The organism is Krasilnikovia cinnamomea (assembly GCF_004217545.1).
Classification (GTDB): domain Bacteria; phylum Actinomycetota; class Actinomycetes; order Mycobacteriales; family Micromonosporaceae; genus Actinoplanes; species Actinoplanes cinnamomeus.
The window spans coordinates 5,355,837-5,369,416 of sequence record NZ_SHKY01000001.1; the positions used below are offsets into that span (position 1 = coordinate 5,355,837).

At 72.1% G+C, this 13,580-nt stretch carries 7 protein-coding genes and 2 pseudogenes; all 9 read left to right on the forward strand.

Translation table 11 applies throughout. The features are described 5' to 3' along the window. Positions 1–131: 131 nt before the first annotated feature. Positions 132–1,119: pseudogene (rsgA, locus tag EV385_RS24505) on the forward strand (GTPase RsgA); the annotation flags it as partial. Beyond that, a complete protein-coding gene (locus EV385_RS24510; RefSeq protein WP_423203130.1) occupies positions 1,058–2,812 on the forward strand; it encodes a hypothetical protein in 1,755 nt (584 codons plus the stop codon). The pseudogene rsgA and the gene EV385_RS24510, both read left to right, overlap by 62 nt. 153 nt (positions 2,813–2,965) lie before the next feature. Continuing rightward, positions 2,966–5,908 (forward strand): annotated as a pseudogene (uvrA, locus tag EV385_RS24515) (excinuclease ABC subunit UvrA); the annotation flags it as partial. 375 nt (positions 5,909–6,283) lie between these two features. Beyond that, a complete protein-coding gene (locus tag EV385_RS24520; RefSeq protein ID WP_130511589.1) occupies positions 6,284–6,844 on the forward strand; it encodes a Rieske (2Fe-2S) protein in 561 nt (186 codons plus the stop codon). A 105-nt stretch (positions 6,845–6,949) separates the two neighbouring features. Then, complete coding sequence (gene uvrC / locus EV385_RS24525; protein ID WP_130511590.1) at positions 6,950–9,103, forward strand: excinuclease ABC subunit UvrC; 2,154 nt, start codon at positions 6,950–6,952, stop codon at positions 9,101–9,103. Positions 9,104–9,165: 62 nt separating this feature from the next. Continuing rightward, positions 9,166–10,065: an RNase adapter RapZ gene (gene rapZ / locus EV385_RS24530; protein WP_130513534.1), complete on the forward strand. Its 900-nt coding sequence runs from the start codon at positions 9,166–9,168 to the stop codon at positions 10,063–10,065. Further along, positions 10,062–11,075, forward strand: a complete 1,014-nt coding sequence (locus EV385_RS24535; RefSeq protein ID WP_130511591.1) for a gluconeogenesis factor YvcK family protein — start codon at positions 10,062–10,064, stop codon at positions 11,073–11,075. Before rapZ ends, EV385_RS24535 begins: the two co-directional genes overlap by 4 nt. Positions 11,076–11,134: 59 nt before the next feature. Beyond that, on the forward strand, positions 11,135–12,115 hold the full coding sequence (gene whiA, locus EV385_RS24540) for a DNA-binding protein WhiA (RefSeq protein WP_130511592.1): 981 nt from the start codon (positions 11,135–11,137) through the stop codon (positions 12,113–12,115). 459 nt (positions 12,116–12,574) lie between these two features. Then, positions 12,575–13,573, forward strand: coding sequence for a type I glyceraldehyde-3-phosphate dehydrogenase (gene gap / locus EV385_RS24545; protein ID WP_130511593.1), 999 nt, complete (start codon positions 12,575–12,577; stop codon positions 13,571–13,573). Positions 13,574–13,580 lie beyond the last annotated feature (7 nt).

The window sequence follows — 13,580 nt, forward strand, 5'->3', positions numbered from 1 at the left end:
GTGGCCGACATGGCTTGAACCCTACTGGTCGGCACCGACAACCCGGCACCGGAATTCGCTTTCCCGGGCGTAGCGGTGACCGTACGGTCTGTGCAGACCCGTCGATCGAGCCCCCGAAGGAGGTAGGCAGCGTGTCGGATCTGTCCCTCCTGGGCTGGGACGATGGCTTCGCCGACGCCTATCGGCAGTTCGACCGTGCCGACACGGTGCCCGCCCGGGTGCTGCGGGCCGACCGCGGCGTCTGCACCGTCCTGGACGCCGCCGGGGTGGGACGGGCCAGCCTGGGCGGCCCGGTGCTCATCTGCGCCGCCGCGGATCCGGCCCGGCTGCCGTGCCCGGGCGACTGGGTGGTGCTGCGGCGCTGGCCGGACCGCCGCACCACGGTCGAGTACGTGCTGCCCCGCCGCACGGCACTGCTCGGACCCGCCGGGGACGCCGGTGCCGCGGGGCCGGTGCTGGCCGCCAACATGGACACCGTCGCGGTGGTCGAGCCGATCAGTCCCCGCGCCGACGACGCCCGGGTCGAACGCCTGCTGGCCCTGGCCGGGGCGTCCGGGGCGCGGCCGGTGGTGGTGCTGTCGAAGTCGGACGCCGCCCCAGACCTCGACGCGATCACCCGGCGGGTGGCCGCCGTGGCGCCGGGCGTACCCGTGTTGCCGGTCAGCGCGTCGCGCGGCGACGGGCTGACCGCGGTGCGCGCACTGCTCGGGCCGGGGCGCACGCTGGCACTGCTCGGTCCGGCGGGCGCCGGCAAATCGACGCTGGTCGACGCGCTGGCCGGGGCCACCGTGATGCCGGTACGGGAGGTCCGCGGCGGTGGCGGCGACGCTGAACCGGGGGCGGGCCGGAGGCTCGTTCCGGTGCCGGGCGGCGGTGCTGTCCTGGATACGCCCGGGATCCGGGAGATCGGGCTGCGGGGCACCGTCGGCGGGGGCGCGCGTCACCGGGCCCTGTCCTGACGCCGGGGTCGGCTGCCTGGCAGAATGCTGCGGTGCACGCGGTCACCGAGGCGGTCGACGGGCGGGCGGAGCCCGGAACCCCGGAGCCCGTCGCGCCGGTGCCCGGTGCGTCCGTAGGGCGCTGGCGGCGGCTGGCCGGCCCGGGTGCCCTGCTGAGCTACCTCGCGCTGGCGGTGCTGGTGCTGCTGCAGCTGTGGCGCGACCCGAACGGGCGGGTGCTGTCCGCCAACGACGACGACCACGGCGTCTTCCTGTTCATGATCGCGCACGGTGAGCGGGTCGTGTTCCACGGCGCCGACCTGCTGGTCAGCGACCGGCTCAACGCCCCGGCCGGGGTGAACATGATGGCGAACACCTCGGTGCTGGCCCTCAGCCTGCCGGCCGCGCCGGTCACCCACCTACTGGGCGCCGGGGTGTCGGTGGCGTTGCTGCTCACCCTTGGCCTGGCGGGCACCGCCGCGGCCTGGTACTGGCTGTTCACCCGGCTGGTCCGGGGCCGCCTGGCCGCCTGGTTGGGTGGTCTGTGGTGCGGGTTCGCGCCGGCCATGGTGTCGCACGCCAACGGGCATGTGAACTTCGTCTGCCAGTTCGTGGTGCCGTTCATCGTGTGGCAGGTGCTGCGGCTGCGCGAGCCGGGGCGGGTGGTGCGCGGCGGGCTGGCGCTCGCGCTGCTCATCACGGTGCAGGCCTTCATCAACGAGGAGACGCTGCTGTTCACGGCGCTGGCGCTGGGCGTGTTCGCGCTGGCGTACGCGGTGCAGCGGCGGCGCGAGGCCGTGGCGGTGTGGCGCCGGTTCGTCGCGGGGCTGGGTGTCGCCGCCGCGGCGGCGGGGGCGCTGCTGGCGTACCCGCTGTGGCACCAGTTCTTCGGCGCGGGCAGCTATCACGGGCAGCCGTTCCCGCCGGACCAGTACGTGACCGACCTGCTCTCCCTCGGCGCGTACGCGCGGCAGTCACTGGCCGGCAACGCCGCCCTGGCCCGCGCGGTCAGTGTCAGCGCGACCGAGGAGAACACCTTCTTCGGCGTACCGATGCTGATCATGCTGGGTGTGATGGTGGTCATGCTGTGGCGCTCGGCGGCGGCGCGGGCCACCGCGCTGGCCGGCGCGGTCCTGCTCGTGATGTCGCTGGGCCCGCAGTTGCGCGTCGCCGGGCACGACACCGGCATCCCGCTGCCGTTCGGGCTGATCAGCCACGTGCCGATCCTGGACCTGGTGAGCGTGACCCGGTTCGCGATGGTCAGTGCGACGCTCGTGGGGGTGCTGATCGCGTTGGCGGCCGACCGGATCCGGGACTACCCGCACCGGCGGCGGGTCGCGTTCTGGGCCGGGCTGGCCGTGGCGCTGGTGCCGGTCCTGCCCAAGCCGTTGCCCATCGTGGGCGCCGACCCGCTGCCGCCGTTTCTCACCCAGGGCACCTGGCGGCAGTACGTGAGCGCCGACCGGACCCTGGTGCCGGTGCCGCTGCCCGAGGTGACCCACGGGCGGGCGGGGATGCGCTGGGCCGCCCTGTCGGGGCTGGAGTTCGCGGTGCCGGGCGGCTACTTCATGGGCCCGGCCGACCCGCCCAGCGACGAGACCGGCTCGTGGCATGCGCCGCCGCGCGCCAGCACGGTGCTGCTGGACTGGGTGCGCGAGTACGGCATCCGGCCGGTGCTGACGCCCGTCGACCGGCGGGCCGCGCGCACCGACCTGAGCTTCTGGCGTGCCGACGCGGTGGTGCTGGTGCCCGGCAGCGACAAGGCGGACCTGCTGGCGGCGACGCTGACTGACCTGCTGGGGCGCTCCCCGCAGAGGATCGGCGGCGTGCAGGTGTGGGACGTCCGAGATCTGGCGGTCGCCCCGCCCGGGTGACGTCTGGGGTGGCCGATCTGGGGGAATGTGCAGCAACTGCGGGGCGCTGCACCTAGGCCGGCGGAACTTGTCGTACCCCGTGGCTAGAGTTGCCGCGACTGAAGCCCGGACCGAAGACCAAGACCCCGAAGACCCTAGACGGAGTGGCTGGCTGTGGCCGACCGACTGATCATCCGCGGCGCGCGTGAGCACAATCTGCGCGACGTCAACCTCGACCTGCCCCGGGACGCCCTCATCGTGTTCACCGGGTTGTCCGGCTCCGGCAAGTCCAGCCTCGCCTTCGACACGATCTTCGCCGAGGGCCAGCGCCGCTACGTCGAGTCCCTGTCGTCGTACGCGCGGCAGTTCCTCGGCCAGATGGACAAACCCGACGTCGACTTCATCGAGGGTCTGTCACCGGCGGTCTCCATCGACCAGAAGTCGACCTCCCGCAACCCGCGCTCCACGGTCGGCACGATCACGGAGGTCTACGACTACCTGCGGCTGCTGTTCGCCCGTACCGGTATCCCGCACTGCCCCGTGTGCGGGGAGCGGATCAGCCGGCAGACCCCGCAGCAGATCGTCGACCGGGTCCTCGCGATGCCCGACGGCACCCGCTTCATGGTGCTGGCCCCCGTGGTGCGCGGCCGCAAGGGCGAGTATGTCGACCTCTTCGGCGAGTTGCAGTCCAAGGGCTACGCCCGCGCCCGCGTCGACGGGGTGGTGCACCCGCTCACCGAGCCGCCGAAGCTGAAGAAGCAGGAGAAACACACCATCGAGGTGGTGGTCGACCGGCTCAGCGTGAAATCGGGCAGCAAGCAGCGCCTCACCGACTCGGTGGAGAGTGCCCTGCAACTGTCCGGGGGCATGGTGCTGCTCGACTTCGTCGACCTGCCGGAGGACGACCCGCACCGGGAGCGGCGCTTCTCCGAGCACCTGGCCTGCCCCAACGACCACCCACTCGCGATCGAGGATCTCGAACCGCGGGTGTTCTCCTTCAACGCTCCCTACGGCGCCTGCCCGGAGTGCACCGGGCTGGGCACCCGCAAGGAGGTCGACCCGGAGCTGATCATCCCGGACGTGGAGCGCAGCCTGCGCGAGGGCGCGATCCAGCCGTGGTCGGGCGGCACCACCCTGGAGTACTTCCTGCGGTTGCTGGAGGCGCTCGGCGAGCAGGAGAAGTTCAGCATCGACACCCCGTGGCGGCAGCTGCCGGCCCGGGCGCAGAAGACGATCCTGTACGGCTCCGACGACCAGGTCCACGTCCGCTACCGCAACAAGTACGGCCGGGAGCGGTCCTACTACACGGGCTTCGAGGGTGTGGTGCAGTGGCTCGAACGCCGCCACGCCGACACCGAGAGCGACTGGTCCCGGGACAAGTACGAGGGGTACATGCGCGACGTGCCGTGCCCGTCGTGCGGTGGGGCCCGGCTCAAGCCCGAGGTCCTGGCGGTGACGATCGCCGGCAAGAGCATCGCCGAGGTGTGCTCGCTGTCGGTGGGCGACTGCGCCGAGCTGCTGGCCACGATCGAGCTCGACGGCCGGCAGAAGATGATCGCCGAGCGGGTGCTCAAGGAGATCAACGCCCGGCTGCGGTTCCTCGTCGACGTGGGTCTGGACTACCTGTCGCTCGACCGCGGTGCCGGCACCCTGTCCGGCGGCGAGGCGCAGCGGATCCGGCTGGCCACCCAGATCGGCTCCGGCCTGGTCGGCGTGCTGTACGTGCTGGACGAACCGTCCATCGGCCTGCATCAGCGGGACAACCACCGGCTCATCGAGACGCTGGTGCGGCTCAAGAAGCTCGGCAACACGCTGATCGTGGTCGAGCACGACGAGGACACCATCCGGACCGCGGACTGGGTCGTCGACATCGGCCCGGGCGCGGGTGAACACGGCGGGCGGATCGTGCACAGCGGGCCGGTGCAGGGCCTGCTGGACAGCAAGGAGTCGCCGACCGGGGCGTACCTGTCCGGGCGCAAGTCGATACCCACTCCGATGGTCCGCCGTCCCCGCGTGACCGGCCGGGAGCTGGTGGTGCAGGGCGCCCGCGAGCACAACCTGCGCAACCTGACGGTGGGCTTCCCGCTGGGGCAGTTCGTCGCGGTCACCGGGGTCAGCGGCTCGGGCAAGTCGACGCTGGTCAACGACATCCTGCACACCGTGCTGGCCAACCAGATCAACGGCGCCCGGATGGTGCCCGGCCGGCACACCCGCGTCACCGGGCTGGAGCACGTCGACAAGGTGGTGGGGGTCGACCAGTCGCCGATCGGGCGTACCCCACGGTCGAACCCGGCCACCTACACCGGGGTGTTCGACAACATCCGCAAGTTGTTCGCCGAGACGACCGAGGCGAAGGTGCGCGGGTACGGCCCGGGCCGGTTCTCCTTCAACGTCAAGGGCGGCCGCTGCGAGAACTGCGCGGGCGACGGCACGATCAAGATCGAGATGAACTTCCTGCCGGACGTCTACGTCCCGTGCGAGGTGTGCAAGGGCGCCCGGTACAACCGGGAGACCCTGGAGGTGCACTACAAGGGGCGCACGATCTCCGAGGTGCTGGAGATGCCGATCGAGGAGGCGGCGGAGTTCTTCTCCGCGATCCCGGCGATCCACCGTCACCTGCGCACCCTGGTGGACGTGGGTCTGGGCTACGTACGGCTCGGCCAGCCCGCCCCCACTCTGTCCGGCGGCGAGGCGCAGCGCGTCAAGCTGGCCTCGGAACTGCAGAAGCGCTCCACGGGCCGCACCGTGTACGTGCTCGACGAGCCGACCACCGGCCTGCACTTCGAGGACATCCGCAAGCTGCTTACGGTGCTCGGTGGGCTGGTTGACAAGGGCAACACGGTGATCGTCATCGAGCACAACCTCGATGTGATCAAGACCGCGGACTGGCTGATCGACATGGGCCCGGAAGGCGGCAGCAAGGGCGGGCTCGTGCTGGCCACCGGCACCCCGGAGGAGTTGGCCGAGGTGCCCGAAAGCCACACCGGCAGCTTCCTGCGTCACGTCCTGGGGCTGTCCGGGCAGCCGAAGGGATGCGCCGCGGCGGTGGCCCGCGCCGCCAAGGCGAACGGCAACGGCAACGGCAAGACGACCGCCGGTGCCCGGTCCACCGGCGCCACGCGTACCCGAGCAAAGGCAAACGGTGCGGCCGCGAGCACCGCGAAGGCGAACGGTGCGGCGACGGCTACCGCGAAGCCGCGCGCCGCGCGGTCGCGGGCCGCCGCTGACAGCTGAACCTTCCCGCTCTCAGGTAACACACAGCTACGCCGGGCCCGCATGCCGCAGGCCCGGCGTCACTGTGTCGGCCAAGCACGGGAGGCCGCGAAATCCACCCGAAAGCCTCCCGCAAACGCCACAAAGGGGGAGAACGCCGCCCGAGGTGCCCGGATAATTTCGGTCAGACCCATGAACCACTGCGGTGGATTCCGCGTATCTACAGACAACGCCGCGTAAGGTCCGGGCGCGGCCGAGGGCACTGGAGGGTACCGACACATGACTGACGTGCAGGCGAGGACCGACATCGCGCATCCGCAGGGTGAGCCGACCCGCCAGGGCGCAGTGGCGCCCCGCCGCGCCGTGCTGGCGGGTGCCGGTGCCCTCGGCGCCACCTGCCTGCTGGCCGCGTGCGGCACATCGGGCGGCAGCAGCGGTACGAACCCCAACGGCAGCGACTTCCAGAACAATCCCGCCCCGGCGGGTAGCAAGGGTGCCGACGCGGGCTTTCCGTCCGGCGGCGACTCCAACGGCGGCGACTCCGGCAACTCCGGCGGGGCCACGGTGCTGGCCGCGGTGGCCGACGTACCCAAGGGCGGCGGCATCATCCAGGGCGACCTGGTCATCACCCAGCCCAGCGAGGGCACCTTCAAAGCGTTCAGCAAGGCCTGCACCCACGCGGGCTGCGACGTCAACAAGGTCAACGACGGCGTGATCAGCTGCCCGTGCCACGGCAGCACGTTCTCCATTGAGGACGGTTCGCCGAAGGGCGGCCCGGCGAACAAGGCGCTGGCCGAGACCAAGGTCAAGGTGGACGGCGACAACATCGTCAAGGCCTGAGTGATCCGGACGGCCCGAGTTTCCGGCCGGAGGCCCGACGCCGTGGCGGCGGCGACGGGCCTCCGGTCGGCTAATCATGTCAGGGCCACGCACTACTGTTGAGCCGTGCCTGACCCGTCCAGCTACCGGCCGGCGCCTGGGACCGTGCCCGACGCCCCCGGCGTGTATCGCTTCCGCGACCCGACCGGCCGGGTGATCTATGTCGGCAAGGCCAAGAGCCTGCGAAATCGGCTGAATTCCTACTTCGCTGACACCTGGTCGCTGCACCCGCGCACCCAGCAGTTGGTCACCACGGCGGCGGCGGTCGACTGGGTGACGGTCGGCAGCGAGGTCGAGGCGCTGCAGCTCGAGTTCTCCTGGATCAAGGAGTTCGACCCCCGCTTCAACGTCAAGTATCGCGACGACAAGTCGTATCCGTTCCTCGCCGTCACCCTCAACGAGGAGTTCCCGCGCCTGCAGGTCATGCGCGGCGCCAAACGCAAGGGCGTGCGGTATTTCGGGCCGTACTCGCATGCCTGGGCCATCCGGGAGACGCTCGACCTGCTGCTGCGGGTCTTCCCCGCGCGGACCTGCTCTGCCGGGGTGTTCAAACGCGCCGGCCAGATCGGCCGTCCCTGCCTGCTCGGCTACATCGGCAAATGTTCCGCCCCGTGTGTCGGGCAGGTCAGCGCCGCCGAGCACCGGGCCATCGTCGACGACTTCTGCGACTTCATGGCCGGGCGCACGGATGCGTTCGTCAAGCGTCTTGAGCGCGACATGCTCGACGCTTCCGAGCAGCTGGAGTTCGAGCGGGCGGCGCGGCTGCGCGACGACATCGCCGCCCTGCGCAGGGCGATGGAGAAGCAGACCGTGGTGCTGGGCGACGGCACCGACGCCGACGTCGTCGCGTTCGCGGAGGACCCCCTCGAGGCCGCGGTGCAGGTCTTCCACGTCCGCGACGGCCGCGTGCGCGGCCAGCGCGGCTGGGTGGTGGAGAAGACCGAGGAGCTGAGCACCGGCGACCTGGTCCACCACTTCTGCACCCAGGTGTACGGCGACGAGCACGGCGAGCGCGACGTCCCCCGGGAGCTGCTCGTGCCCGCGCTGCCAGCCGACGCCCCGGCCCTGGCCGACTGGCTCAGCGAGCACCGGGGCAGCCGGGTCACGCTACGGGTCCCGCAACGCGGCGACAAGCGGGCCCTGATGGAGACCGTGGCCCGCAACGCCGGTGAGGCCCTCGCCCGGCACAAGCTGCGCCGCGCCGGTGACCTCACGACCCGCAGCAAGGCACTCGACGAGATCGCCGAGGCCCTCGGCCTGGAGTCCGCGCCGCTGCGCATCGAGTGCTTCGACGTCTCGCAGATCCAGGGCACCGACGTGGTGGCCAGCATGGTGGTGTTCGAGGACGGACTGGCCCGCAAGAGCGAATACCGCCGGTTCGCGGTGCGCGGCAACCCCGACGGCAGCGGCACCGACGACCTGGCCGCGATGAGCGAGGTCATGCGACGCCGCTTCGCCCGCTACCGCGCCGAGGCGGGCGGATCCGGCGGCCCGGGTGCCGCCGAGCCGGACAGCGCCGCGTCGGCCCCGCCCGCGCGGCCGACCGCCGACAGAGGGCTGGCAGGCGCGGGGCTGGCAGGCGCGGGGCTGGCAGGCGCGGGGCTGGCAGGCGCGGGGCTGGCAGGCGCGGACGGGACGGTGTCCGCCGAGGGGGCCCCGGCCGCCGCGGAACTGCCGGGCATCGACCCGTTGACCGGGCGGCCGCGACGGTTCGCGTACCCGCCGCAGCTGGTCGTCGTGGACGGCGGTCAGCCGCAGGTCAACGCGGTCGCGGCGGTCCTGTCCGACCTCGGCATCACCGACGTGGCCCTGTGCGGGCTGGCCAAGCGCCTGGAGGAGGTGTGGCTGCCGGGCGAGGACTTCCCCGTCATCCTGCCGCGTACCTCCGAGGCGCTGTACCTGCTGCAGCGCGTCCGCGACGAGGCACACCGGTTCGCCATCACGTTTCACCGCCAGCGTCGTTCCAAGCGGATGACGGCCTCCGCGCTGGACAACATCCCCGGCCTGGGGGAGACCCGGCGCAAGGCGCTGCTGCGGCACTTCGGGTCGCTCAAGCGCCTGGCGCGGGCCACGCCGGAGGAGGTGACCGAGGTGCCCGGGATCGGTCGGCGTACCGCCGAGGCGGTGCTGGCCGCGCTGCACCCGCCCGCCGAGGGATCCGCCACCGAATCGGGTATCGGACCGCAGGCCGGGCAGCCGGGTACAGCGGGGTCGGCCTAGGATGCAGTGTCCGCCCGAGCTCGGGCGCAGCGCAGCGCAGGAGGACGTGCGTGAGTGAGTCCATGCCGGAGTTCGCTCCGGAGGAGCCGGGCCCCGACGAGGCCGGCACCGACCTGGTCGTGGTGACCGGGCTGTCCGGTGGCGGCCGCAGCACGGTCGCCCGCGCGCTGGAAAACGTCGGTTTCTACGTCGTCGACAACCTGCCCCAGGCGCTCATGCTCGACATGGCCCAGCTCGCGTTCGAGGCCGGCGGGGCCGCCCGGCGTACCGCGATGGTGCTGGACGTGCGCAGCCGGGCCTTCTCCACCGATCTGGGCGGCGCGGTCCGCGCGCTCAAGGAACGCGGCTTCCACCCGCGGGTGGTCTTCGTCGACGCCGACGACGAGGTGCTCATCCGGCGGTTCGAGAGCGTGCGCCGCTCACACCCGCTGCAGGGCGACGGGCGGCTCGCCGACGGCATCGCCGCGGAACGCAAGCTGCTCGAGGAGGCCCGCGAGCAGGCGGACGTGATCATCGACACCAGCCACCTCAACGTCAACCAGCTGCGCCGCCGGGTCGAGGAGCTGTTCGGCGGTGAGGACGCCCGCAAGCTGCGGATCACCGTGCTCTCGTTCGGCTTCAAGTACGGCCTGCCCCCGGACGCCGACTACGTCATGGACGCCCGGTTCCTGCCGAACCCGTTCTGGGTGCCGGAGCTGCGCGAGCACACCGGCCTGGAGGAGTCGGTCAGCGGGTACGTCCTGGGTCAGGACGGCGCGGGCGACTTCGTGCGCACGTACGCGGAGCTGATCGCCTCGACCGCATCCGGATTCGAGCGGGAGGGCAAGCGCTACCTCACCGTGGCCGTGGGCTGCACCGGCGGCAAGCACCGCAGTGTCGCCCTCGCCGAGGAGCTGACCTCGCGGTTGCGCGACCTTCGCCTGTCCGCTCTCGCCTCCCACCGCGACCTGGGGCGGGAGTGACGGAGGGCCCCCGCCGCCTCAAGGTCGTCGCGTTCGGCGGCGGCCACGGCCTCGCCGCCTCGCTGCGCGCGTTACGGCACACCGCACCCGACCTGGATCTGGACATCACCGCCGTGGTCACGGTCGGCGACGACGGCGGCTCCAGTGGCCGGCTGCGCGCCGAGCGGGACTCGCTGCCCCCCGGGGACCTGCGTCAGGCGCTGGCGGCCCTGGCCGACGAGGATCCGTTCCATCGGCGCACCGCGGAGCTCCTGCAGTACCGCTTCGCCGTGAGTGGCCACCTCGACCACCCCGGTGACGACCGCGTGGTCGACCGCCGCGATCCCCTCGCCGGGCACACCGTCGGGAACCTGCTGCTGGTCGGCCTCATGGAGCTGCTCGGCGACCCGGTCGCGGCGTTGGAGCACGCGGGGCGGCTGGTGGGGGCGCGGGGCAGGGTGCTGCCGATGGCCCGGCATGCCGTGGGCATCGAGGCCGACGTGCGCGGCGCCGACCCCCGCCGGCCCGACGAGACGGTCACGGTCCGCGGCCAGCACGCGGTCGCGGTGACCCCGGGCCACGTCGAGGCCGTACGCCTCGTGCCGCCCGCGCCGCCCGCCTGCGCGGCGGCCCTGACCGCGGTCGCCGAGGCCGACTGGCTGATCTTCGGCCCGGGTAGCTGGTACACCAGCGTGCTGCCGCACCTGCTGATGCCGCAGCTCGCCGAGGCGATCATGAAGAGTCCGGCCCGGCGGCTGGTGACCCTGAACCTCGCCGCCGACATCGAGACGCTCGGCCTGTCGGCCGCCGACCACCTGGCCGCCCTGCACTGGTACCTGCCCGGCCTGCACGTCGACGCCGTGCTGGCGGACGCCAGATGGGTGGGCGACCCGGAACCGGTGCACCGGGCGGCGCAGGCGCTGGGGGCGCGGCTGGTGCTGGCCCCCGTCGCCGTTGCGGACGGCGGCCCCAGGCATGATCCTGAGTCGTTGGGCGTTGCACTGGTGCCTGTCCTGGGTGCCGCTCGTTAAGCATCAGACGACCACGGCCACACATAGTTCACGATCCGGCGCGCGAGGTGACCACGACGATGGCGATGACGGCAGCGGTGAAGGACGAGCTGAGCCGGGTCGACGTGCCCAAGCCGTGCTGCCGCCGGGCCGAGATGGCGGCGCTGCTGCGCTTCGCGGGCGGGCTGCACATCGTCTCGGGCCGCGTGGTGGTGGAGGCCGAGCTCGACACGGGCGCGGTGGCACGGCGGCTGCGGCGGGAGATCGCCGACGTGTACGGCTACCCCAGCGAGGTGCACGTGCTGGCCTCGGGCGGACTCCGCAAGGGCAGCCACTACATCGTGCGCATCGTGAAGGACGGTGAGGCGCTGGCCCGCCAGACCGGGCTGCTGGACGTACGGGGGCGTCCGGTGCGCGGGCTTCCCCCGCATGTGGTGTCCGCGAACGTGTGCTGCGCGGTCGCCGCCTGGCGGGGCGCGTTCATGGCGCACGGCTCGCTCACCGAGCCGGGCCGTTCCAGCGCCCTGGAGATCACCTGCCCGGGCCCGGAGGCCGCGCTGGCGCTGCGCGGTGCCGCCCGGCGCATCGGCATCACCGCCAAGGAGCGTGAGGTCCGGGGCGTGGACCGGGTCGTGATCAAGGACGGCGACGCGATCGCCGCCCTGCTGACCCGCATCGGCGCCCACGCCAGCGTGCTGGCCTGGGAGGAGCGCCGGGTCCGCCGTGAGGTCCGTGCCACCGCGAACCGGCTGGCCAACTTTGACGACGCGAATCTGCGCCGCTCGGCCCGCGCCGCCGTGGCCGCCGCCGCCCGGGTCACCCGAGCCCTGGAGATCCTGGCCGACGAGGCCCCCAACCACCTCACCTCCGCGGGCCGGCTGCGGCTGGAGCACCGGCAGGCGTCGCTGGAGGAACTCGGCGCGCTGGCCGACCCGCCGCTGACCAAGGACGCCATCGCCGGGCGCATCCGCCGGCTGCTGGCGCTGGCCGACAAGCGCGCCCGCGATCTCGGCATCCCGGACACCGAGGCGGCCGTCACCCCGGAGATGATGGCCTGCTGACGCCCGTCGCCCGGTCACGGTGATCACGCCAGCGGCGCCGGACCGGAAGGTACGGCCAGGGGGCCGGCGCACCCGCGGGGTGACGCGGCCCGGCGCGGGCCAGATCCAGTGCGGCCTGTGGTACCACCGCCAACGGGGCGGCCCGTCATGGCAGGTCAGGGCGCCGGGTGAGGTATTCGCGATGCTCGATCACCCGTACGTGGCGTGGCGGGTCGTGGACCTGAAGTAACGGTAAGGTCGCGCCCCGGCGACATGCGCCGTACTTTCCTCCGATAGGGTCTGGGTGACGGCGACGGTGCCGGCAGCAGGGCCGACCGCGCCGTGCCGCCGCCCGTGCGGCGGCGGGGATCCTCCGTAAGGCGCGGCGGCCGGGACCACACAGCCGGCCCGCGAGCAATGGTCGGCACACAGTCCTCCGCCGGTCGCATCGCCGGCGGACCGAAACGAGGAGATCCACCTGTGACCATCCGGGTTGGCATCAACGGCTTCGGCCGTATCGGCCGCAACTTCTTCCGGGCGGTTCTCGCCTCCGGCGCCGACATCGAGATCGTCGGTGTCAACGACCTGACCGACAACGCGACCCTCGCCCACCTGCTCAAGTACGACTCGATCCTCGGCCGCCTGCCGCACGAGGTGAAGGCCACCGCCGACGAGATCACCGTGGGCGGCAAGACGTTCAAGGCGTTCGCGGACCGTGACCCGGCCAACCTGAAGTGGTCGGACGTCGGCGCCGACGTGGTCATCGAGTCGACCGGCTTCTTCACCGACGCCACCAAGGCCAAGGTGCACGCGGACAACGGCGCGAAGAAGGTCATCATCTCGGCGCCCGCCAAGAACGAGGACATCACGATCGTGATGGGCGTCAACGACAACCTCTACGACGCCGCCAAGCACACGGTCATCTCCAACGCCTCCTGCACCACCAACTGCCTGGCCCCGATGGCCAAGGCGCTGCACGACGCGGTCGGGATCGAGAAGGGTCTGATGACCACGATCCACGCGTACACGCAGGACCAGAACCTGCAGGACGGCCCGCACAAGGACCTGCGCCGGGCCCGCGCCGCCGCGCTGAACATCGTCCCCACCTCGACCGGTGCCGCCAAGGCGATCGGCCTGGTCATGCCGGAGCTCAAGGGCAAGCTGGACGGTTTCGCGCTGCGCGTGCCGATCCCGACCGGCTCGGCCACCGACCTGACCTTCACCGCGTCCCGCGAGACCTCGGTGGACGAGGTCAACGCCGCGGTCAAGGCGGCCGCCGAGGGCGCGCTGCGGGGCTACCTCACGTACACCGAGGACCCGATCGTGTCGGCGGACATCGTCACCGACCCGGCGTCGTGCATCTTCGACGCGGGCCTGACCAAGGTGATCGGCAACCAGGTCAAGGTCGTCGGCTGGTACGACAACGAGTGGGGCTACTCGAACCGCCTGGTCGACCTGGTCAAGCTCGTCGGCGCCTGAGGGACGA

What these genes read in the sequence shown, in the direction of transcription:
- EV385_RS24520 (WP_130511589.1), top strand. Translation starts at nt 6,284, where the DNA reads ATGACTGACGTGCAGGCGAGGACCGACATCGCGCATCCGCAGGGTGAG.
- rapZ (WP_130513534.1), top strand. Translation starts at nt 9,166, where the DNA reads ATGCCGGAGTTCGCTCCGGAGGAGCCGGGCCCCGACGAGGCCGGCACC.
- whiA (WP_130511592.1), top strand. Translation starts at nt 11,135, where the DNA reads ATGGCGATGACGGCAGCGGTGAAGGACGAGCTGAGCCGGGTCGACGTG.